The organism is Alteromonas australica, from assembly GCF_000730385.1.
In the GTDB taxonomy this organism is placed as follows: domain Bacteria; phylum Pseudomonadota; class Gammaproteobacteria; order Enterobacterales; family Alteromonadaceae; genus Alteromonas; species Alteromonas australica.
In genome coordinates this window covers 172,615-196,427 of the sequence record NZ_CP008849.1, presented here as the reverse complement: position 1 = coordinate 196,427, position 23,813 = coordinate 172,615, and the positions used below count along the sequence as shown (strand labels likewise).

The 23,813-nt window shown below is 46.7% G+C and carries 20 protein-coding genes; 1 reads left to right on the top strand and 19 read right to left on the bottom strand.

All coding sequences use genetic code 11. The features are described 5' to 3' along the window. Nucleotides 1–67: 67 nt before the first annotated feature. From EP13_RS00840 to urtA, 13 genes are all read right to left on the bottom strand, one after another. Nucleotides 68–256, bottom strand: a complete 189-nt coding sequence (locus tag EP13_RS00840; protein ID WP_044055530.1) for a hypothetical protein — start codon at nt 254–256, stop codon at nt 68–70. Between the two features lie 13 nt (nt 257–269). Then, the gene (ureG, locus tag EP13_RS00835) at nt 270–884 is read right to left on the bottom strand and encodes an urease accessory protein UreG (protein ID WP_044055529.1); all 615 of its coding nucleotides are present in this window, start codon (nt 882–884) and stop codon (nt 270–272) included. Between the two features lie 10 nt (nt 885–894). Continuing rightward, nucleotides 895–1,608 (bottom strand): urease accessory protein UreF, encoded by a 714-nt coding sequence (locus EP13_RS00830; RefSeq protein ID WP_231497902.1) that lies wholly within the window; start codon nt 1,606–1,608, stop codon nt 895–897. Further along, nucleotides 1,580–2,029 carry an urease accessory protein UreE gene (gene ureE, locus EP13_RS00825; protein WP_044055527.1) on the bottom strand — a complete coding sequence of 150 codons (450 nt, stop codon included), beginning with the start codon at nt 2,027–2,029 and terminating at the stop codon, nt 1,580–1,582. The genes EP13_RS00830 and ureE overlap by 29 nt, the downstream gene beginning before the upstream one ends. Before the next feature lie 9 nt (nt 2,030–2,038). Next, entirely contained in the window at nt 2,039–3,742 is a 1,704-nt protein-coding gene (ureC, locus tag EP13_RS00820; protein ID WP_044055526.1) for an urease subunit alpha, read from the bottom strand. Beyond that, on the bottom strand, nt 3,735–4,055 hold the full coding sequence (locus EP13_RS00815; RefSeq protein WP_044055525.1) for an urease subunit beta: 321 nt from the start codon (nt 4,053–4,055) through the stop codon (nt 3,735–3,737). The genes ureC and EP13_RS00815 overlap by 8 nt, the downstream gene beginning before the upstream one ends. Nucleotides 4,056–4,064: 9 nt before the next feature. After that, nucleotides 4,065–4,367: an urease subunit gamma gene (gene ureA / locus EP13_RS00810; RefSeq protein ID WP_044055524.1), complete on the bottom strand. Its 303-nt coding sequence runs from the start codon at nt 4,365–4,367 to the stop codon at nt 4,065–4,067. A 26-nt stretch (nt 4,368–4,393) separates the two neighbouring features. After that, nucleotides 4,394–5,278, bottom strand: coding sequence for an urease accessory protein UreD (locus EP13_RS00805; protein ID WP_044055523.1), 885 nt, complete (start codon nt 5,276–5,278; stop codon nt 4,394–4,396). Nucleotides 5,279–5,290: 12 nt separating this feature from the next. Continuing rightward, nucleotides 5,291–5,986 carry an urea ABC transporter ATP-binding subunit UrtE gene (urtE, locus tag EP13_RS00800; RefSeq protein ID WP_044055522.1) on the bottom strand — a complete coding sequence of 232 codons (696 nt, stop codon included), beginning with the start codon at nt 5,984–5,986 and terminating at the stop codon, nt 5,291–5,293. Continuing rightward, on the bottom strand, nt 5,979–6,776 hold the full coding sequence (gene urtD / locus EP13_RS00795) for an urea ABC transporter ATP-binding protein UrtD (protein ID WP_044055521.1): 798 nt from the start codon (nt 6,774–6,776) through the stop codon (nt 5,979–5,981). Before urtD ends, urtE begins: the two co-directional genes overlap by 8 nt. Next, nucleotides 6,773–7,885 (bottom strand): urea ABC transporter permease subunit UrtC, encoded by a 1,113-nt coding sequence (gene urtC / locus EP13_RS00790; protein ID WP_156026710.1) that lies wholly within the window; start codon nt 7,883–7,885, stop codon nt 6,773–6,775. Before urtC ends, urtD begins: the two co-directional genes overlap by 4 nt. Next, nucleotides 7,885–9,486, bottom strand: a complete 1,602-nt coding sequence (gene urtB / locus EP13_RS00785) for an urea ABC transporter permease subunit UrtB (protein WP_044445921.1) — start codon at nt 9,484–9,486, stop codon at nt 7,885–7,887. Before urtB ends, urtC begins: the two co-directional genes overlap by 1 nt. Nucleotides 9,487–9,585: 99 nt before the next feature. After that, on the bottom strand, nt 9,586–10,869 hold the full coding sequence (gene urtA, locus EP13_RS00780) for an urea ABC transporter substrate-binding protein (protein WP_044055520.1): 1,284 nt from the start codon (nt 10,867–10,869) through the stop codon (nt 9,586–9,588). 315 nt (nt 10,870–11,184) lie between these two features. Between urtA and EP13_RS00775 the strand changes: the two genes are divergently transcribed. Beyond that, a complete protein-coding gene (locus EP13_RS00775; RefSeq protein ID WP_044055519.1) occupies nt 11,185–14,556 on the top strand; it encodes a hybrid sensor histidine kinase/response regulator in 3,372 nt (1,123 codons plus the stop codon). A gap of 65 nt (nt 14,557–14,621) precedes the next feature. Here EP13_RS00775 and EP13_RS00770 read toward each other — a convergent pair whose 3' ends face one another. The 6 genes from EP13_RS00770 to EP13_RS00745 form a co-directional block, all read right to left on the bottom strand. Next, on the bottom strand, nt 14,622–16,091 hold the full coding sequence (locus tag EP13_RS00770) for an agmatinase family protein (protein ID WP_052364227.1): 1,470 nt from the start codon (nt 16,089–16,091) through the stop codon (nt 14,622–14,624). Next, on the bottom strand, nt 16,091–17,596 hold the full coding sequence (locus EP13_RS00765) for an agmatinase family protein (protein WP_156026709.1): 1,506 nt from the start codon (nt 17,594–17,596) through the stop codon (nt 16,091–16,093). The genes EP13_RS00770 and EP13_RS00765 overlap by 1 nt, the downstream gene beginning before the upstream one ends. Nucleotides 17,597–17,743: 147 nt before the next feature. Then, nucleotides 17,744–18,736 (bottom strand): HupE/UreJ family protein, encoded by a 993-nt coding sequence (locus tag EP13_RS00760; RefSeq protein ID WP_052364226.1) that lies wholly within the window; start codon nt 18,734–18,736, stop codon nt 17,744–17,746. Between the two features lie 4 nt (nt 18,737–18,740). Beyond that, nucleotides 18,741–19,532 (bottom strand): peptidyl-prolyl cis-trans isomerase, encoded by a 792-nt coding sequence (locus EP13_RS00755; protein ID WP_044058638.1) that lies wholly within the window; start codon nt 19,530–19,532, stop codon nt 18,741–18,743. Between the two features lie 78 nt (nt 19,533–19,610). Then, a complete protein-coding gene (locus tag EP13_RS00750; RefSeq protein WP_196897942.1) occupies nt 19,611–21,083 on the bottom strand; it encodes an agmatinase family protein in 1,473 nt (490 codons plus the stop codon). 69 nt (nt 21,084–21,152) lie between these two features. Then, entirely contained in the window at nt 21,153–23,597 is a 2,445-nt protein-coding gene (locus EP13_RS00745; RefSeq protein WP_044055518.1) for a TonB-dependent receptor, read from the bottom strand. Between the last annotated feature and the right edge of the window lie 216 nt (nt 23,598–23,813).

The window sequence follows — 23,813 nt, the reverse complement described above, 5'->3', positions numbered from 1 at the left end:
CCAGTCACGATAGGTGCCACGCTCTATTATTCAATGTATAGCGTGGCAACCTTACGCCATCCACCCGCTACTTGTGTTGCAGGCGTTTTCTTAGCTTATTCCCCAACCATTGCACACCTTTAATGGCAACCAGCACAGACAAAACGTAAAACGCGATATGGTAATACTCATGAACGGTGGTATTTAGGTAATGATCATCATGGGCTAACGTTGCACTAGAGAATAGCGCTGCAATCAATAGAAGTTGTTTTTTCATTGTCTTTCCTTAATTAAGATTTAACCAACATGCCTTCAACTTCTATAAAGTTGATGATATCAGCCAATCCTTCACCTGCTTTTAAATTAGTGAATACAAAAGGTTTATCGCCGCGCATGCGCTTTGTATCCGTATCCATCACGTCTAGTGAGGCTCCCACCATGTCAGCAATGTCTATCTTATTGATGATAAGTAAATCAGACTTGGTAATACCCGGCCCACCTTTGCGGGGGATTTTATCCCCGGCTGAAACATCAATCACATAAAGCGTTAAGTCGGAGAGTTCTGGGCTAAAGGTGGCACTGAGATTGTCACCGCCACTTTCTACCAAGACAAAATCCAAATTCTCATGGCGAGATTGCAATTCATCAATGGCAGCAAGATTCATTGAGGCGTCTTCTCGAATAGCCGTGTGGGGGCACCCCCCGGTTTCTACACCGATAATACGATCGGCTTCAAGTGCGTCATGTTTGGTTAGGAACTGGGCGTCTTCGTGAGTATAAATATCATTGGTCACTACGGCCATGTTGTACTTTTCACGCATAGCGAGGCATAACGAACGCAGTAGCGCTGTCTTTCCAGACCCCACTGGGCCACCCACACCAACACGCAATGTCTGTTTTTGCATAAGGTTTCCTCTAAGAACGGAATAATCTTGAATATTGTTGTTCATGCCATGCACTTGCCATGGCCAACGACGGCATAGACTGTCCAATTTGGTCTTGCTGCACGTGTTTGGCACTCTCAATACATGGTGTAATTTTTGTGGTTAAGCGAAACAGTAAATTTTGGCCGTCGGTTTGTCCTAACGGGATGAGTTTTGTGCCCGCAGCCACCTGATTATCAATAAGGGTCCACACATAACCACTTAGACAGGCATCAAGTGATAAGCCAAAAACATGTGAGGCCAAGGCAAATTGACTAATAAAACAATGGGCATTTAGCTGATTAACCCAGTGCGCGGCCAGACTGTCTTCTTTGTTTACTAAATTGCGCAACAACCTACGTAACGCTTTTCCCATGGCTTGCTCGGCCAGTAAAATTTCTTCACTTTCTCGGGTAGCCGCAATCCAATCGTCGGTGTCTAAAAATAGCGTTTGGTCGTGAGCGTCTATTGCGCGAAATTGCTGCATCAACAAAGGGACATCGGCATTGGCAACGCTGCCTTCTAGCAGCACAGCTACCCAATTCTCTAGTGCATCAGATGTCGTTACCCACCCACGCTCTACCGCTTGCTCTAAACCTTGTGAAAAGGAGAACCCTCCCACCGGCAAATTCGCACTGCATAATTGCAGCAACCTTGCGCACTGAAGCATTGATAGATCAGTCATGATGGTGGTGATGTTCGCCACTTTGATACGCGCCACTTTCAGGGTCGAATACCGCAGGTGCGTCACTCACACTGAGATGGTAACGCTGCACTAATTCGCTAAGCACATGATCGGGTTTAAACCTTAACCAGCGTTCACCAACTTGTAAGCGAGTATGGCGGTTGCCCAAGTGATAGCACACTTTTGAAAAGGTGTGCCAGTCGTCTGTACTTGCTGTGGTAACAGCTTCAAGGGCACCTATCACCTTAATCACTTTGCCGCATTCGCTGCGCAAGTGCTCACCCACGCGTAAGGGCTTCCCTCGCGCTATAAAAATGCCGACCGGCTCGCCCTTGTCGGTTGTTACTTTAATTCGCGCTTTTTGCCGCGTATCAAAATCTAGGGTTATGGTATCGTCGGCATCACCATGATAATGACCCAACCTTTCTGAAATCGTTAACATATACTTCTCTTAAAACAAACTATAGCGCTGTGCTAAGGGCAATACTTCCATAGGTTCACAGGTAAGTAATTCACCATTTGCGCGTACTTCATAGGTTTGCGCATCCACCTCAATGTGTGGCTGCCAATCGTTGAGTTTCATATCTCCTTTACCAATATTCCTTGTGTTTTTACATGCCACAAGTGGCCGGCGTATCCCGTATTTTTCTGCAATGTTATTATCCATTGATGCCTGTGACACAAAGGTCACAGACAGTGAGGCTGCGGCACCGCCAAGACTACCGAACATGGGTCGATAATAGACGGGTTGTGGTGTAGGAATAGAGGCGTTGGGATCGCCCATAGGTGCGGCTGCAATAAAACCTGACTTCAAGATCAAACTGGGCTTAATCCCAAAGAAGGCGGGCTTCCACAGCACAAGGTCGGCCAGTTTACCTACTTCAATAGAACCCACTTCGCTGTCGATACCATGGCTTATAGCCGGGTTGATGGTGTATTTGGCCACGTAACGACGCGCACGATAATTGTCATTCCTGTCAGAGTCTTGTGGTAGCGGCCCCCGCTGCACTTTCATTTTGTGGGCGGTTTGCCATGTTCGACAAATCATTTCACCTATGCGTCCCATGGCCTGACTGTCAGAGGCAATCATGCTGATTGCGCCTAGGTCTTGTAGAATATCTTCGGCCGCGATACTTTCCTTGCGAATTCGTGAGTCAGCAAAGGCCACATCTTCAGGAATAGAAGGGTCGAGGTGGTGACAAACCATTAGCATGTCTAAGTGCTCGTCAACGGTATTGACAGTGTAAGGCCGTGTTGGATTTGTGGATGACGGCAACACATTGGCTTCACCACAAGCACGAATAATATCTGGGGAATGCCCGCCACCCGCACCCTCGGTGTGATAAGTATGAATCGTTCTGCCTTTAAATGCCGCTAAAGTATCTTCCATAAACCCGGCTTCATTTAATGTATCGGTGTGAATGGCAATTTGCACATCGTAACGGTCGGCTACGGTTAGGCAGTTATCTATTGATGCAGGAGTGGTTCCCCAATCTTCATGCAATTTAAGACCACAAACACCCGCTTCAATTTGCTCTTCCAATGCTTTCGGTAAACTCGCGTTTCCTTTGCCCAAAAAGCCAAAGTTCATTGGCATGTCCTGAGTTGAAAGCATCATTTTTTCAATATTCCAAGGCCCAGGTGTGCATGTGGTGGCTTTCGTCCCAGTAGCCGGGCCTGTGCCGCCACCTATCATGGTGGTCACTCCTGACATTAAGGCTTCATCTACCTGCTGAGGGCAAATGAAGTGCACGTGTGCATCAATGCCGCCTGCCGTCAGTATTTGCCCTTCTCCCGCTATAATCTCTGTGCCCGCGCCAATAGGAATAGTCACGCCGTTTTGTACGTCGGGATTACCGGCTTTGCCAATGGCTTGAATACGGCCATCGTTAATGGCCACATCGGCTTTCACAATGCCCCAGTAATCTAAAATGAGCGCATTGGTAATGACTAAATCTGGCGTTTCTGCGCAGCTGAGCTGCCCCTGCCCCATGCCATCGCGAATAACCTTACCGCCACCAAACTTCACTTCATCGCCATAGCAGGTGTAGTCCTTTTCTACCTCGATAATAATGTCGGTGTCCGCTAAACGAACCCTATCGCCGGTGGTTGGGCCAAACATGTGTGCATAGGCGTTACGGTCTATTTTAGTCATGCTCTTGCTCCAATTTTCCCATCACATCACCACGAAATCCATAAATGGATTTTGAGCCACCAAAAGGCACTAAACTTACCGTACGTTTCTGACCAGGTTCGAAACGCACTGCAGTGCCTGCAGTAATATTTAATCGCAGTCCTTTGGTGGCTTGGCGGTCGAAATGCAGTGCCGGATTCACTTCATAGAAATGATAATGGGATCCCACCTGTATTGGCCTATCGCCATGATTAACCACAACCACGCTGGTTTCAGGTAAACCTTGATTGAGTGCTATATCACTTTCGTCTGTGAATATCTCGCCGGGGATCATCGCATACTCCTACACAATAGGGTCGTGAACGGTCACCAATTTGGTGCCATCTGCAAATGTGGCTTCTACCTGAACATCGTGAATCATCTCAGGTACACCTTCCATCACTTGCTCGGCGCTTAATACGGTACGCCCATAATCCATCAGTTCAGCGACAGACTTTCCATCTCGTGCGCCTTCTAAAATGGCCATTGAAATAAATGCAATCGCTTCGGGGTAATTCAGTTTTAAGCCTCTGTTTAAACGTCGCTCGGCCAGTAGTCCGGCGGTAAATAACAATAGCTTGTCTTTCTCTCTGGGTAATAGTTCCAAAAGCTGCTCCCGCTCTTTTTAATCAGTTATGTGTACCAAATTCGTGGTGGTACCGCTAAATGACCAGACACCTGTGGCCTTGTCTGCATCCAAATATGCACAAAACCCTCACGACAAACTTCGCTGTCCTCACCTAAATAACGCACCACAACAACGCCTTGCAACTGAGTGACTGACATGAAATGACTCAGGTTAAGTCCTTCAATACAGCTGCGAATTAAGCTACACACGTTTTTTGCCCATTCGTTTGACGACGCTTCATGGCCATTAAATAACACCATGGTGCCCACCACATGGTGCACCGCTAACCCAATGCGAGATTCATGCAGCCTGTCTTTAGCGTGTAAGGCAAGGCGGTCATGAAAACGAATACCTTGGTTGTGATAAAGGCTGAAGGTTTGTGTGAACTGCCCTTTGCAAAAGGGTTGGTCGATATGAGGTAAGCCCAAACACGCAATATCCCAACCTACGTAGCTTGCGCCTTTATCCAAATACACCTGGGTATGACTAAACGCATTGGCGTTGGTGTAAACCAGTGTTTCATGGGGTAAGTATTCAAGGTGAGCGTTGTCTGCAACAGTAAAGCGGTTGAACTGGCACTGCTTACTGGCCATTTGTTTTGCCTCTCGGGCGCGGTAAAACCGATTGGCTCCCGGGGTGGTTAGCAGTACTTGGCAATCTTTTTCTAAGGTGGCCGCAACATGCAATTCATCACCAGACACGATACCGGCTGGCGGGTGCAATAAATATAAATGCGCCGCGCCAGTGGTTTCTGGGTAAAAAGCCCGCTGTACACTGAGCGGGCCTTCCCGCAGTGTATTCACCAGTTTTGTTTTTTGTTGCCGGTGGGCAAATGTCATTTCTAGTCGCGCCAGCCACTGTTCGTAAGCTGCTGCGGGCCTTGCCGTCATTATCACTCCTTGCTAAACCGACAAATACTGCTTAACCAAATCATCGTTAAGCTCTGGCATCGCACCATGGGACACCACTTTTCCTCGTTCCATTAAGTAGAATTGTTCGCCAACCGCGCGAGCAAAGGGCAGTTTTTGCTCAACCAGAACAATTGTCATGCCCTTTTCTTTATTTAAGCGCAATAGTACATCACGAATCAGCTGAACAATGTTGGGCTGAATGCCTTCATTCGGCTCATCTAAAATAAGCATATTAGGATTAAGCACTAAGGCACGGGCAATAGCAAGTTGCTGCTGCTGACCACCTGATAAATCTCCGCCTCTGCGTTGCAGCATTTCTTTTAACACAGGGAAGTATTCGAAAATGTCTTCTGGCAGGCTGCGTGACGTTTGGCGCTTACAATTGAGCGACACTTTTAAATTCTCTTCAACGGTAAGCTGACCAAAAATATGACGGCCTTGTGGTACATAGCCCACGCCGATATTGGCACGGCTTTCTATACTTGCGCGCGTGACGTCTTGTTGATTGATAGTAATACTGCCGGAGGCTGCTGGTAACATGCCCATGAGGCATTTTAGTAGCGTGGTTTTCCCCACTCCATTACGCCCCATAATGCATGTGCGGGAACCGGCCGCTATGTCCATGTTCAAATCCCACAATATTTGGCTACCACCGTAACGCTGGTTCAGTTGGGATACGTTAATCATGTCCTTCCTCCCCCAAATATACCTTTTTCACTTCCGGATGACTTTGAATGGCGTCCATGGTGCCTTCTGCTAATACGCTACCTTGATGCAACACCGTGACCGTGCGCGCAATTGAACGCACAAATCCCATGTCATGTTCTACGACCACCACTGAGTGCTCTCCAGCCAACGAGGTTAAAAGCTCAGCGGTGCGCTCTGCTTCCGACACTGTCATGCCTGCGACGGGTTCATCCACCAGCAACAACTGAGGTTTGGCCGCCAGCAACATACCAATTTCCAGCCACTGTTTTTGCCCGTGGGATAACTCACTGGCTTGACAATGCTGCATAGCAAGAAGGCCGATGGTATGCAGAATTTGGTCTATATCATCTCGTTGTTCTGCACTTAATGCGTGCCATAACGATGTCCAAATGCCTTTGTCCATTTTTAGGCTGAGGTATAAATTTTCTTTGACGCTTAAGGCCTCAAATACCGTCGGTTTTTGGAATTTTCTCCCTATCCCTAAACGGGCAATTTGCTCTTCGTTATGCTGTAGCAAATTAATTTGCTGCCCATAACTTACCGTCCCGGTATCGGGGCGGGTTTTACCGGTAATGACATCCATGAGGGTAGTTTTACCCGCCCCATTTGCACCAATAAGACAACGCAACTCACCTTTTTTGATATACAAATTCAAATCGTTAAGTGCTTTGAAACCATCAAAACTAACACTCACATTTTCCATGTATAAAATCATACCGTGGCGCGTATCTGGCGCGGGGTTTTTCTCTGTCAGTAACGCACTTTTCATGAGGCTGACTCCTGCTTATTCACCTTACGCTTGACAGGAAAACGATGATCAATCAGTCCAACCAAGCCCTTGGGCAACAACAAGGTGACTAAGACAAATAAACCGCCAAGTGCAAATAACCAGGCCTCAGGCATAATCCCTGTCAGCCTTGTTTTTGCAAAGCTCACCACAATGGCACCAATAATGGCGCCGTATAAGGTGCCTCTGCCCCCAATAGCCACCCAGATAACGATTTCGATGGAATTTATGGGCGAGAATTCGCCAGGATTAATGATGCCTACTTGAGGTACGTAGAGTGCACCTGCGATGCCGGCAAGCACGGCAGAAAAGGTGAACAGAAACACCTTATAACTGGCACTGTTGTACCCCACAAATCGCACTCTATTTTCTGCATCTCGAATGGCGGTGATCACCTTACCGGCTTTCGAAGAAACAATGCGATCACACACATAATAAGCGGCCGCTAATACGCATACAGTGATAATAAACAACACCAACCGCGTAGTATCTGATTGCAATGAAAACCCTAAAATGTCTTTGAAATCAGTCATACCGTTGTTGCCACCAAATCCCATCTCATTGCGGAAAAAGGCCAGCATGAGTGCGTAAGTCATCGCTTGCGTCATAATCGAAAGGTACACGCCGCTAACTCTAGAACGAAACGCCATGGCACCAAAGACATACGCCAGTATTCCTGGGGCAAGTATCACCATTGCAATCACCCAAAAAAAGCTATCTGACCCCACCCAAAACCAAGGTAAACTTTCCCAGTTTAAGAACACCATGAAATCAGGTAAATCTGGGTTGCCATATACGCCTCTATCCCCAATTTGACGCATCAGGTACATGCCCATGGCATACCCACCAAGGGCAAAGAAGGCGCCGTGGCCTAGGCTTAAAATGCCGCAATAGCCCCACACCAGATCGAGTGCTAACGCCAACAAGGCGTAACACAGATATTTACCCAATAGGTTCACCGAGTAGCTGCTGACGTAAAAAAATGACTCCGGGGAAAATAACTGGTTCGCTAATACCACGTACACGGCCATGACTAACAATACAGACACGACGCGTTGCACGCTGCTTAGTTGAAAGAAGAAGTTCATCATTATTCAGCTCTCCCCTTTTGCGGGAACAGCCCCATTGGGCGCTTTTGAATAAATAACACCAACCCGACTAACACGATAATTGTGGCCAATACTGGGCCTGTTACAGGCTCTAGGAATTTGTTTAAAACCCCTAAGGTCATGGCAGAGACGAGCGTGCCCCATAAATTGGCTACGCCACCAAATACCACCACTAAGAAAGAATCGATAATATAGGCCTGACCTAAATTGGGCCCCACATTGGTTAATTGACTTAACACTACTCCTGCCACACCGGCTATTCCAGAACCTAGCCCAAAGGTAGCGGCATCAACCCAATTGCTCTTTACACTGAGCGCCCGTGCCATGTCGCGATTTTGTGCCACGGCGCGAACATGTAAACCAAGGGAGGACTTTTTCAAAAATAGCAGCAAGGAAAAGAACACCGCCAAAGAAAATATAATGATATACAAGCGGTTAAAGGTAACAGAAAACACTGGATTGATTTGCCATGAACCACTCATCCATTCTGGGCTTGCTACCTGACGATTTAGTGGTGAAAACACGGTACGTACTAACTGCTGTAAAATCAGAGAAATACCAAAGGTGGCCAGTAATGTTTCAAGAGGCCGCCCTTTTAAAAACTGAATAACACTGCGCTCAATGAGTACCCCCATTAAACCAGAGACTAAGAAGGCAGCGGGCACGGCCATAAGTAAGGAATATTCTATAAGGTTAGGGAAGGCTTGTTGAATGACGTAGGTGGTATATGCCCCCAACATGATCATTTCACCATGGGCCATATTGATAACGCCCATCACCCCAAAAGTGATGGATAAGCCAATAGCGGCTAATAAAAGCACCGACCCCATGCTAATACCGAAAAAGGCCGTTTCAGCCCAACCGAACCATTTGCGCTTCGCCTCTATTCCCGCTAGAGCAGCATCTACATTCGCCTTAACTGTGTCAGTGACCTCGCTGTTACGCTGCAAAGACAAGAGCGCCACCCTGACTTCTGGGTATAAGCTTCCCCTCAAGGTTTCAAGCGCCCCTAACTGTGCGGTCTCGTCGTCATTTTGAAGTTGCTTAAGCGCGGTAATGGTCGTTAACACATCAATAATATCGGCGTTTTTCTCCTGCTCCAACCGAGAGGAAATAACCTTAGTTGATATTGAATCAACATCAGCCAATAGGCTTTGCGACGCTTGTAACCGTACCGTGACATCACGATGGCTTAAGTTTCGTTGGGCCAAGAGTTGACGAATATGGCTTCGCACACGGTTGTTGACACGGACTTTCCTTAGCCTAACGCCACTTGGCTGAGCAATATTCTGCTCTGTGAGTGTATCTATCCATACCCGTTCACCTTGGATTTTAGTTACGTACATCACTTGCTGATTTTTCGGGTGAAAGTACACATCGCCTTCCAGTAAGCGCGCGAATAGCGTGGCAACACGTTCATCGTCAAGGGTAGCAGCTTTATCGAGGGTAGCAGGTAAGGTACGAAAAGACGCCTTAGGCAAGGCTTTTACAATGTCATCGAAAACAACGTCTTGCGCATAAGCGGGCTGAAAAATACTAAGATGAATGATGACAAAAAATAATGCCAACACAGGTTTGAACATGGGTTTATTCCTTAGTGCGTCGCAAAAAAACGTGGCGCTGCAACGAATTCGAAAACAGCGCCACTCACTGGGGTGGACGGCAATACCGCCCACTACACACTACTTACTGCCAGTACAGGTACCAGCTTCAACATCGTAACTGCCGCATAGCATGGGTGCCGTCCAGTCAGACATCAAATTTTTAGAACTTGGCAGGAAATCAGACCATGCGTCACCTCGCACTGTCCCTGGAGTCTCCCACACCACTTCTACTTGACCGTCATCTTGAATTTCGCCAATAAACACCGGCTTCGACAAGTGATGATTAGGATTCATTACCGCGATTCCGCCAGTTAAATTTGGTACCGCCATACCAATTAACGCGTCTGACACTGTGTTAACATCAGTGCTTCCCGTTTGTTCCACGGCGGCAGCCCACATAGTAAAGCCGATATAAGTGGCTTCCATTGGGTCGTTTGTTACCCGGTTTTCGTCACCAATAAAGGCCTTCCACTTATCAATAAACGCGTTGTTGGCGTCGGTATAAATACTTTGGAAATAATTCCACGCGGCCAAATGCCCCACAAGTGGCGCAGTATCAAACCCTGACAGCTCCTCTTCTCCCACCGAGAAGGCCACCACAGGAATGTCTTCCGCTGATATACCTTGGTTACCTAACTCTTTGTAAAAAGGTACATTTGCATCACCATTGATGGTTGAAACCACAGCGGTTTTCTTGCCACTGGAACCAAACTTCTTCACATCAGACACAATGTTTTGCCAATCTGAGTGACCGAAGGGTGTGTATTGAATCATGATGTCTTCATCACTCACCCCATTGGCCTTTAAGTAAGCTTCGAGAATTTTATTGGTCGTACGGGGGTACACATAATCGGTGCCTAGCAATACCCATCGTTCAGCGCCAATGTCATTCATGAGGTAATCTACAGCAGGAATGGCTTGTTGATTGGGCGCAGCACCTGTGTAAAATACATTTTTAGACGACTCTTCACCTTCGTACTGTACTGGGTAAAACAGCAATCCGTTTAGCTCTTCCACCACGGGTAACACAGATTTACGCGAAACCGACGTCCAGCCACCGAAGATAACGTCTACCTTCTCTTGCACAATTAATTCACGTGCTTTTTCAGCAAATAACGGCCAGTTTGAGGCGGGGTCCACCACCACGGCTTCTAGTTTCTTTCCAAGCAAACCACCTTGCTTGTTTTGCTCTTCCACCATCATTAATACGGTGTCTTTTAAGGTGGTTTCACTGATGGCCATGGTGCCGGTAAGTGAGTGCAATACCCCAACCTTAATCGTATCTTCCTCGGCTATTGATAAACTTGAAATCAGCGACCCTGCGATAATCGAGCTAGCGACTATTAATTTACGTAACTTCATCAAACATCCTCTAGAGTGGTGATTAGCTCCTATCAACCTGATTAAAAAGGTTCACGTTAACGCGAGCTAATTGGCCGTTTTCCATAATGGGGTTACACAACGGTATGCCAGTGACACCATGCTGTGACGATTGTTTGTATAGTATTTCTATAAGCAAAATAAAAAAATGAGTTAAATTACGTAGTTTAGGCTCGTCTTATTCCTATACAGGTATTGGCGAGTTAAAGGTATGCTGACACTATAGGAAAAAAAGTCGTTTGCGCTTTCAGCGTACTTATCGTTTAACCCCATTCCCAGTAGGATCATCACCACCTCATGGCAGACAACTCAAAAGTCTCTTCCAGCCGCCGCTCTTACAATAAGCTGGTCGCGAATGAAATGATGGAAGATTTCGCCCTTCGCTTTACCGCCATGCGCGCCCGAAAGTGGTCTTATTCACGTATTGCACATACCGCACTTGGTATCGTGTCTTTCATGGTATTGGAGGCAATCGGTGGCGCCATTACATTAAATTATGGGTTTGTAAATTCAGCCTGGGCCATTCTTGCGTTGGTGGTGGTTATTTTTATCAGTGGTACGCCTATCAGTTTTTATGCGGCTCGGTATGGCGTCGACATTGATCTTTTAAGTAGGGGGGCAGGCTTTGGTTATATAGGCTCTACGGTCGCCTCACTTATTTATGCCTCCTTTACCTTTATTTTCTTTGCCCTTGAAGCGGCCATCATGAGCATGGCCCTTGAGCTACTGCTAGGTATCCCTCTATATATTGGGTATGCCATTAGTGCACTTATTGTCATGCCCTTGGTCACCCACGGCATTACTTACATTAGTCGCTTCCAAGTGTGGACACAGCCAGTTTGGATTGTGTTACAGCTAATGCCCCTGTTGTACGTGTTCAACCACCCCGACTCAAGTTTAAGGGAATGGACAGAGTTTACCGGCGATGCCGGTGAAATGGGTGGTGGTTTTAACATACTCTTATTTGGTTCAGCGTCAGCGGTTTTGCTTTCCTTGGTGGCGCAAATTGGTGAACAAGTTGATTTTCTAAGGTTTCTGCCCCCTAAGCCCACGGCATCAAGCCCCTTAAAATGGTGGATTGCCATGATAATGGCCGGGCCAGGATGGATAATTTTTGGAGCGGGTAAATTATTTTTAGGGTCGTTTCTAGCGTACTTAGCCCTGAAACAAGGAGTGTCTCGCGAGCTAGCGAGCGACCCTGCACATATGTACCAAGTGGCTTTTGGGTTTCTCTTTAACAACACCACACTGACCATTGTCATTGCCACTGTATTTGTGATTATTTCACAGCTAAAAATTAATGTAGCGAATGCTTATGCAGGGTCGCTGGCGTGGTCTAACTTTTTTAGCCGTATTACCCACAACCACCCAGGCAGAGTAGTGTGGATGATCTTCAATATCCTTATTGCTATTTTATTGATGGAATTGGGTATTTATCAAACCATCGAAAGCATGCTTCAGATTTATTCAGTGCTGGTACTGTCATGGTTAAGTTCTGTATCGGCTGACCTACTCATTAATAAGCCGCTTAAGCTAAGCCCGCCCATCATCGAATTCAAACGTTCTAAACTGTACGACATTAATCCGGTTGGCACTGTGTCGATGTTTGTCTCTTCGGTTGTAGGCTTTACTGCGCATATGGGTGCATTTGGCGATCTTGGTGTCGCCTTTGGTTCCTATTTAGCGTTTTTCTTGCCCTTTATTGTGGTACCTGCAATGGGGTGGGCAACTAAAGGGAAATACTATCTGGTCCCCAATGCCACCAGTGATCTTAGTGGCGCTGAGCACCAATGCTGCTTGTGTGAAAATACATTTGATAACGAAGACATGAGTTTTTGCCCGGCCTATAATCAGCCTATTTGCTCTTTGTGCTGTAGCTTAGACGTGCGTTGTGGTGACCAATGCAGGGAAGACGCCACCTTATCAGCACAAGCCTTTGCACTGTTTAACCGCTATTTTAGTTTAAAAACGTTGCGCGTACTGACTACCCCTATTGCACAATGTTTATGGCTAACCCTTTTACTCACGGGTATTTCCGCCACCATATTGCTGCTCATTTACTGGCAAATTCCTATGGCCACCGAAGCGCTTAAAGACGTCTTTGCAGCCACCCTACTTAAGATATTTTTCTTTTTGCTGATTATTATTGGTGTAGTGAGTTGGCTATTCACCCTTGCAAGGCTAAGTAATCGTTCAGCCTTAGTAGAGCTTCGTGAACAAACGAAAGCCCTGGCGACTGAAGTCAGTGCTCATGAAAAAACCTCTCGGGCGTATCAATTAGCAAAAGAAGAGGCGGAGTCGGCCAATAAAGCAAAAAGTCGATATTTGGCTGGCTTGAGTCACGAACTTCGAACGCCGCTGAACGTGCTTCTGGGTTACGCGCAGTTACTTTCCAGTGATAGCAAAATCCCCAAGCACGCGAAAGAACCTTTGCAAACCATGAAACGCAATGGAGAATACCTAAGCGATTTAATTGAAGGGGTGTTAGAGGTGTCTAAAATTGAGGCGGGCCGATTATCAGTTCACCGTGAAGATATTCAATTGCGCCCCTTATTAGAACAGCTTGTTGATATGTTTCAGCAACAAGCCCTCTCCAAAGGGTTAATATTTACCGCTGACTTTCCCCAGCACTTGCCCCAATATGTGTCTGGTGACAAACAGCGTCTACGGCAAATTTTAATCAACTTAATTTCTAACGCCCTTAAATTTACTGAACACGGCAGCGTGACATTTACCGTGCGATACCGTAATGAAGTGGGCCAATTTATTGTTGAAGACACCGGACCGGGCATCAGCACCCAGGATCAAGAAACCGTGTTCCATCCATTCGAGCGCGTATCTGACAGTAACACAGCGGTTTCTGGTACGGGTTTAGGCCTCACTATCTCTCGCGCGCTGGCGGAGCTAATGGGCGGTGATATTAGTTTAGTGAGCGAACTCGGCAAAGGCAGTAGGTTTAGCCTAAGCTTAATGTTACCCAGATTGACTCATATTCACAGAGAGCCTGTAGATGAAGACAAACAGGTGGTGGGCTATGAAGGTGAATCTAAAACGCTGTTAACCGTAGATGATGAAGCCAGCCAGCGGCAGTTATTGAGCGACATTCTCACCCCTCTTGGATTTACTGTAATTACCGCCAGTTCTGCTAAAGAAGGCTTAGACAAGTTAAAACGCCACGCTATCGACCTCATGTTCCTCGACTTAAAAATGCCTGAAATAAGCGGCTGGAAAGCCGCTGAGTTGGTTAGGCAAGAAGGGTTTAAGCTACCCATTATCATTGTGTCTGCCAATGTGCGGGAATTAGATCGAGAAGATAATGCCCGACAAAATCACAACGACTACCTTACCAAACCTTTTGCTATTGCAAATCTCATTGATAAATTGGGCCACTGGCTGAATATTTGCTGGATAAATCAAAACGATGATAGCCCCCTTGAGCCAGCGGGCGAAAACGAAGGGAATAAGCCTCCCGTAGGGCGTAATCAATATCAAGCCCTTAAGTCGCTTGCGGAAATTGGTTATCTGTCGGGCTTTACTGCCAAACTCGAAGATATCTCAGAGCACTATGGCATTCCCCCTGAGACCCAAAAGGAGCTCAAGCAACTTTCATCTCAAATTCAGTTTGTGAAGGTGGTTGAGAAGCTCGACAGCCTAATGCGCCATCTTTAACCGCCCGTAATAAAAAAGACCGGCTGAAGAAGCCGGTCTTTTTTTTGCTTTATTAGCGGCAATCGCTACTGATGGCTAAGGGCCATTGGGTCGATGTAGTTGGCGTTGTCCATACCAGATTTACGCATAGCAATGCCCGTCAGACAAGCATGCATGATTTGGTTGGCGCTCAGTGCCGTGTTGTAGCTCAAATCCAAAAACGGTGCCACACCAAGCATTTCAAAACCCGCCACCTCAGTTTCTGCACACGCTCGGCGAACCAAGGTCATGGCTTGACGGACTGAAATCCCTCCTGCCACTGGCTGCCCAGAACCACTCACAAACGCTGGGTCAACCACACTCATGTCGAAAGACACAAACGTCTTTCCTGCGCTAGCACTAAGCTCCGTCAATGCTTGCTCCATGACTACCGCCCATGAATCCCGTTCAACTTGCGCCATGGTGTGATACTTCACACTGTTTTCTCGTAGCCACATCAAGGCGCTTTTATTTTGAGACGCGCCTCTAAGCCCTACTTGAATCAGGTTTTCACCCTCGATGACGCTGGCTGCTAATAAGTTGGCAACACTTTGCTCATCAGAGTAAAAGTGGTCTTTATCACGCTCTCCGCGATAATGGGCATCTAGATGCAATACAGACACTGGGGTATCTGAAAAATGCCCGGCCACCGCGCTCACGCTTGAAAACATAATGGAATGATCACCGCCCACAATAAAGGGGATTGTGCCCGCCTCCAGCATGTCGGTAAGTTGCTGAGTAATGTGTTCAATATTCAGCTCTGGACTCATATTATCCACGGCAATATTGCCATAATCGGCCACTTGCATTACCAAGGTTGGGTCAATGCCACCTTCGACGCTGTACCCACTTAACCCGTACATTCCACGTAAGAGGGTTGGCGCGTGTTTATCGTCTCGCCATCCTGATCCTAAAGCCAGCGGCACACCGACAAATGCCACATCCACAGCGCCGGCAACTAAATCGGCTTTTCGTATTGCCACAGGCGCATTCGCAAAGGTAGGAATGCCACCTTCTTCATTAAGATAACGCTTTAAACTGAAAGGGCCAGGCTCGCGCTTATAGCGGTCGAACAATGCAGGTTGCAATACACGTTGTCTGTTATACCCGCCCGCCTCAGGGTTAAGAGGAATAATATCGCTGTCTGCCAAATACGCTAGCGGCTCTTCAATACCTTCCGCTGGCGTAGCTTTGGAGGCAGTATGGTTTGCTTGATAGCGTCTTTGTGCACTGGTTTGCATCAAGGCTTGTACTAACTGTTTCGCTTCCTGAGGCGACTTTTCCGCTAACTTCACCGCCAGCTTTTCAGGGGTTAAGTTATACAAAACCAGTTCATCTGAGGCGTTGATGAAGGCCAACTCTTGTTTAGTCAACAATTGTGTATTGGCTGATATCGCGACTTCGGGCATGGGTGTGCGCTCAGCCTTGGTGGTAGAAGCACAACCGGATAGCATCAGTGCTGCACCTACTGCCGCACACAATATATTTGATTTTCTTTCAATATGAAGGCGTTTCATTATTTCTTATCTCCATAGTAATCGGTTTGTCCGTGCTCAGAAGATAATTCGCTAATAAAGCCTTTCTGGGTAATGCCTTTTTTATGCATAGCGACACCGGTTAAGCACGCAAACATCAGGCTATTGGCGTTTAATGTACTCACGTACGTGGTATCTAGCGCTGGGGCTAATTCCACAATATCAAACCCAACCAGGTTTGTTTCGGCGCACAATCGTCGAACAATGGGGATGGCTTCTCGCATGGTTAACCCGCCAGATACTGGCGTTCCGGTGCCCGGTTGAAATGCTGGGTCGAGTACATCAACATCGAAGGACACATACAAAAATTCCGTATTTTCAGTGGCTTCTTGTAAAACTCGCTCCATAACTGCATCCCATCCACGCCGTTCTACTTCAGCCATGGTGTGGTAGTGCATACCAATTTCACGCTCCCACTCGTAGTAACTTTTGCTGTAATGCGCCCGTAAGCCCACCTGAATATAGTCCTCGGGTCGCACATGCGCTTCTTTCATGAGGCGGTAAATAGGCTGGCCATGATCCAATAAATGCACCCGTCCGCGACCTGTGTCCAAATGCGCGTCAAAGTGCACAACGCCCACCTTGCCTTTTCCATAAACGTCGGCAATCGCCGCAACATTGGGATATTCGAGCGAATGGTCACCGCCGATGATAAAGGGTATCGCTCCGGTCTCGGCTATTTCGCGCACCCGATCTCGTACTTCTTGAACACTTCGCTCAGTGCTAAGTTGATCTATGGCTGCGTCGCCATAATCCACAATGTTCAATACTTTCCCTGGGTCAATCATGGTGGACACGTCTGCGCCCCCGGTTCCCCTTCCTAACATACGCATTGCACGAGGGCCATGGATGGCATCTCGCCAGCCTGACCCCATGTCTAAAGGCGCACCTAAAATGGCAACATCCACTTCACCGGCAACCAAATCCTCAGGAGAAAGAGCCACTGGAGAGCGCGCAAAAGTGGGTATGCCAGAGCGGCCACCACCTAAATAGCGGCCTAGGGAAATAGGCCCGGCTTCCCGCTCGGGATCAAGCTCTTTTGGCCGCTTCACTCGCCACGTATTGTAGTTTTCTGAATCGGTATTTAGGGTGATTTGGTCAGTGTCTCGGCCTTGCTTATATTGCACTTGGTCATACACAGTGAGCATAGTGTCAACGTATTGCTCAACTTCCTGCGTACTGGCTTTTCGCATTAACTCGTACATAAGGTCGGGTTTAAGTACGCTCGCGCCTTTTCCACTAAGCACAAACTCTCGCTTGGCTTCGGGCAATGCATCAAGTAACGCAAGAATATCCTCGGGTACGTCTTTTAATGGCTTAACAGGCATAAGGCCTGGCGTGGCGGAATCTATTTTTGAATGAACCTCACCGGGCAGCGAAGGAGGTGATTGCACCTCCTCTTTCTCGGCAGTTTCTTGAAGCGCTTGCACCGAGAAAGAAGATAACGCTGCCCAACTGGTAGCGAGTAGAAGAGTTTTTAATTTCATTATTAAGGACGTTAAAAGTGAACGTAGTACCACTATAAAAGTCGCTTAAATACCAAACAATAAGTCATATCCCCCAGTTAAATACCCCATCTCTCCCTTTCTATATCAGGCTGATTAATGGTGCTTTAACCGTCTCTTGAAGACAGGTTAAATAATCCCCCCACCAAAACCATTAATGCGTTCAATAACCCAAAACATGCCCAGGGTACCTACTCCCATTAACACGCTGTAACGCATCTGGTCGGCGTACGGGGTTTTGGTGAACAACGCGCCAACCGCGTAGATAACACCAATAAACACCACCTGGCCGACTTCCACCCCAATATTAAAAAACAAGAGTGCCAATGTAATTTCATTTTGCGGTACCCCTAGCTCGCCTAACGCACTAGCAAAACCCAACCCGTGGATTAAACCGAATAGGGCGACAACGCCCAAACTGGCTGTCATTGCTACCTTTCTTGCGTTTCGATTGCATAGAATTGCTTCGCGCGCCATTAAGCAAATTGACAAGGCAATTAATACTTCAACGGGCGCAATAGGAAGGGTGACAAGTTCAAAATAAGACAGAGCAAGGGTAAGAGAGTGGGCAAGCGTAAATGTACTCACTAGCCCCAATAGTTTATAACCACGGGCCAATAAACATAGGCAAAGCACAAAAGCGAGGTGGTCCCATCCAAACCAAATATGCAGCATACCTTGCCACAAATACCGTTTAATGGTTTGCCCCTTCGATAACGTCAGTGCGCCGGGCTGTACCATGGGCACCACCATGGTATTCAATGAACGCTTAAGGGTAAGGCTAAAGTTGCTCGATTGCGTATTCACTCTTAAATTGGCGCCGTCTAAATACCATGGCGTAATAATTTCAGCGCCGTCACCGAGTTCGTCCGTACAGGCAAATTCATAACTCAGTATCGTGTTGCTGCCTAACCGTTGCTGATTTACCGTTTCTACCTGGCAGTAGCTGGGCAACTGAAGGGTTTTACTGCTGGCAAGCGAGGTAGGAAGCTGCGCGGTAAATTGGTAGGTATTTTCCATTTCGCCATCGGATAATCTTAATTCTGCCGCCGAAAATACATCCGCATTTAACGGAAACACGCAAAACAATAAGCACACAAAAATGGCTGTATTTCTTAGCATGTGGCTACTCCTTAACGTGCTTAATAATGCGGTATTTGTCGCCTAAATCATCAATGTAGTCTTTCACTGCACTATCGAGCCGGTCTACCACGTAGTCGTTCGTCACCTGCATTTTTGCTTCGTCAAAGGTGAGTGGCGATCGAGGCGTTGAATGCGTAACCTTGACAAAATGCCACCCTAAAAGTGATTCCTGAGGGCCATACCATTCACTAAAGGCATGCTTATCCATGGTGTCTAAAAAAGCTTTGCCGAACATGCCTCTTATCATGCTTACACCATAGGCAGGCATTAATCTGCCACGCCAGAACTCATCCCCTTTCACTTCCTCGCCACGGGTGAGTTTTGCTAAAATTTCCTCACTGTTATCGGGAAGCTGTTCAAAAAATACATGCTGAAAGCTGTAGGTGGGTTCTACGTAGTAGCGGTCTATATGCTTAAGATAATATGCCACTAATTTAGCTTCGTCTGGGTCAGGTAAATAGCCGGTTATCTGGTAACGCATTTCCTGAACCAGTTTTTCGCGAACTTCGGGGTCAATCAGGTGCATACCTGCATCAATAGCTTCACGAAAAAGTACTTCTTCGCGAATATAGTCGTCTTCAATTTTTGCTAAGTCGGCTTGCGTGGCTTGGCGACCGGTCAGTAATTCAAATTGCTCAGCAAATACGTTTCTATTCGATTCACTCAGTTCAACGGCATCACTATCATCGTTTTCAAGGCCGTAATAAAGGCCAAAAACAATGACCCCTAAGCCTAAAAACATCACCAGTGGATCACGAATTAATACCTTCAACATATGTACTGCACCTGCTTTCTTATTCTTTTTGGCAAAAAAGCCGGTCATTGATGCAACCGGCTTTTCACTGTTTTATACCTAGTTCTTCGGCTTGGCGTAGTTAGGGTCGACTTCCTCCCTAAGCCCTTCTTTCCGTGCTTTTTCACCGGCTTCTGGTTGCCTATGTTCTGTGGTTAAATCAGAAAGGTAATACGGGTCTTCTATGCCTTCTTTTCGCATTGCCACGCCGGTTAAACACGCATGAAGAATAAAGTTTGAATTAAGCGCTGAACGATAGGTTGGATCTAACAAGGGGTCGAGCTCTACAATTTCAAACCCAATAATATCGTTTTGTGCGCATAAGCCTCGCACGATAGGAATGGCTTCACGCATGGTTAAGCCGCCAGGTACTGGCGTACCGGTACCCGGTATAAAGGCAGGGTCGATAACATCCACGTCAAATGAGATATAGAGTTTATCTACATTTTCACGGGCTTCTTTAAGCGCCGTGTCCATCACCTGCTTCCAACCTTTTTTCTCTACTTCTGCCATGGTGTGATAACGCATACCGTTATTACGCATCCATTCGAAGCCTTCTGGACCAGGCCAAGGCCCACGCAAACCAATTTGAATGAAGTTTTCTGGTTTTACATGCCCTTCTTTTACCGCTCGGTAAACCGGTTGCCCGTGCGTTAACCAGTGCGCTTGGTTTTTACCCGCATCATAGTGCGAATCGAAGTGAACCACGCCAAAGCTTCCCTTACCATGCACATCCGCTAACGCAGCAATGTCCGGGTACTCTAAGCTGTGATCGCCGCCCACAATAAAAGGCATGGTGCCAGTTTCAGCAATTTCTCTGACTCGTTCGCGCACATGCTGTACCGAAAGTTCGGTGCTCATGTTATCAATAGCAATATCACCATAATCCACGATACTCAGTACCTTGCTAGGGTTCACCATAGTGCTCATATCAATCCCACCTGCACCATACTCATTACGCATGGCTTGAGGGCCGAACTTTTGCCCACGATAATAAGAACCCATATCTAGTGGGGCACCCACTATAGCGATATCCACATTGCCGGCAATTAAGTCTTCAGGATAAATGGCAAGGGGCGCGTTGGCGAAGGTTTTTACGCCACCAGAACGACTACTCATATAACGGCTTAAATGAATGGGACCTGGCTCTCTTTCTGGGTTGAGGCTTTTAGGGCGCTTCGCTTTCCACCCGTTAAACCCTTTTGCTTCGGTATTAAGCGGAATAGACGCCATGTCTGTTTCCGGGTTAAATTTTCCCGCTTCCGCCACCTCAATCATTCCGTCGAGGTACGCTTCAATTTCTTCAGCCGACTTTCCTTCCATCGACTTATAAAAACGCTCCATGGTACCTAACAACATGGTAGGGAGAGGCGAGTCCAAGATTTCTAGTTTTTCTTCGGATATGCCTTTGGTTTTTTCTTTAAAGCTATCAGGCATGGGCGTGTCGGTATCTTCCGCATACACAGATGCCCCTAGCGAACACATAAGTAAACCGCTTAACACTGCGCCAAGAATACGAGAACGTGTAATCACTTTGCTTTCCTTACATTTATTATTTGGGCTCAGCTAAACGCTGAGCCGTATTGTTTCATTCCACAATCACTACATTCCAAACTGGTAGCTAAATTTAAGACCTACTGTACGAGGCGTTAAAATATAGTGTGCATAGCTTCGCTGTAGGTCACTACCTCGGTTACCGTATTCAATATCACCCCAATTCCGTGAAGCAGAGGTAAAGGCATATTTATCGAACAGGTTGTTTACATAAAAGGTAACGCTCCACGCTTCATCAGACAGCTTGGCGCTGATATTACTCAACCCATATCCCGGTAATTCTTCACCATAATTACGCAAACCTAACGTAGAGTACACGTCACTTTGTGCAGTAAAGCCATAACTAAGATCTAGCAGGCGGTTCCACAATTCAGTGGTGTAATTCAGGCCAATTGAAATTTGGTGCTCAGGAGAGCCTGGCAGTCTATCTCCCTCGTACACAGTGTCACCTGTACTCCCGAATATTCCAAATGCATCGTCGGTCATCTCGGTTTTTGCGTAAGAATAGGCAGCATACATCGTAAGGTCGTCGCTTAACGTAGCGCGAGAACTGATTTCCACCCCTTTCGCATTTGCCCCTTTAGCATTGGTGAGAATACCCACAGCACCATTTTCGGTTATACCCGACACTTGAGGATCTTCCCAGTCAACGTTGAAGGCTGCAACGTTGAAAGTAAAGCGACTTTTAAACCATGATGTTTTTATACCAGCTTCATAGTTTGTTGTGGTATCTGCGTCGTACATGGCCTCGTCAGGTAATGCACAGATAAGCTGATTGGTAATATCATCAACATTAGGCGGACAGGCTGCTACGGCGTTAACACCGCCAATTCTAAACCCTTCACTTACAGTGACATATCCCATCACGTCTGACGAAAATGCATAACTGGCGTTGAATTTAAATAAATTTCCATCATCATCGCCTTCCGCTGTATTCGGCTCAAAAAGGATAGAGTCGGGATCTCGGCCTGTAAAAACCGTATAGTAGAGAGGTAGGTCAGTATCTGATTCGGTTTCTACTTCGTATTTGTATTGACGTAAGCCTAGGGTAATATCCAGTTTGTCATTGAACGCATAGCTAATCTCACCAAAGAATGCTTGTTCTTTTATTTGGTCGATACCATAAGAAATGTACTCAATACTGTCTGGACGAAGTGGCCCTGTGGCGCCCCAGGTTTCAATAGCGAACTCATCAAACCCCTCCACTTCTTCCCTGTAGTTACGGTTGTAGTCGTTCTTGTTGTAATAAGCGCCCACTATCCAGCTTAACGGGCCGTCGCTATTACTCACTAAACGAAGTTCTTGAGTTAAATTTTCGTCTTCACTGGTGCTGGTTGTTAACCCTGAAAATGCGGGGAACTCTTCATAACCAAAATTTAAACGAATCAATAAATCGGTAACGTCTGAATTAGAATCACGGGTGGTCTTAGATGAACCGGTAGCAGAAACCAAGGTAGCGAAGCCTAAGTCGGCTTCCACTTCTAAACTTAACAACTCGTTTTCACGCTCCATGGGTTCAAGAAAACGATAGGCGGCGTCATATTTTCCCACTAAATCTCCGATGGGGTTTTCATCACCCAAAGACTGATAGTGCACGGTAGAACGAGCACCAATATCATCTTTTTGGTAGAAATAGGAAAGTGTAGTATCTAGCCAATCTGTGGGCACCCAGCGTAACTGTACTTTTGCCGCTGTTTGCTCGAAGGTGTTTCCATCTTCAACGCTATAAAGGTTCGCATCCACTTCAGCTTGATCGGTAAAATCTGGGTCCGGCAATGAGGTGCCAGACTCACGCACTAAATAATCGTAGTCGATGAATCCTGGGTCATCTGAATAGTTAAAAGCAGCACGAAAACCAAGGGTACCTTCCATAATAGGCGCATTAAATACAAATCCAGCCTCTCCCCCCATGCTCTCGCTTTCATTGGTTTGATATAGGTCACCATTCACCGATCCTGAAACGAAGTCTAAATCTACTTTTTTAGGGATATAACGTATTGCGCCACCAAGTGTTCCCGCACCATACAAGGTACCTTGTGGCCCAATCAAAACCTCTACTCTGTCGATATCAAGTAAGCGTAAATTCATGAACAACGGAATTTCGCCCACGTAGGTTGCGACTGTGCCGCCATTTGAACCTGGGCCAGATGAATTGGTGTTAAGGCCGCGAACAATAATAGGCGATTCTGAACGTCCACCTTGATCGTTTACCGTTAAACCAGGTACCCAACGTGCAATATCTTCGAGTTCTTCTAAATCTTGTTGCTCCATTAAGTCGTTTGTAACGGCAGAAATATTAATAGGGACTTCTTGCAATGACCCTGCCCGTCGCGTTGCCGTGACTTCTATGGTTTCTAGAGCAACAGCTTTTTCAGCGTCATTCACTTCTTGTGCCGCTACCCCTGGCGCAACGATGGCCGATGCCATTGGTACTAATGCGGCGGTGATTGCTGCAGCTATGCGATTCTTTTTATTTCGTTCAATGCTTTTCATAGTGGTGTACTCGTAATTGCCTGTGAACTTTACCCTCGTTTGACATGCAGATAACTGCTGGACGCTGCATTGGATGATCAATTTGCGATGGGTTCTTATTTTATTTGCAGGATTATTATGGGCTTGCTAGGTTGCAACGAGTACTGGCATTATTCCTATTCCGACTACGTCATTTAACGCACTTTTTCTGCCAAATCAGATAGTTAAAGATTTGTT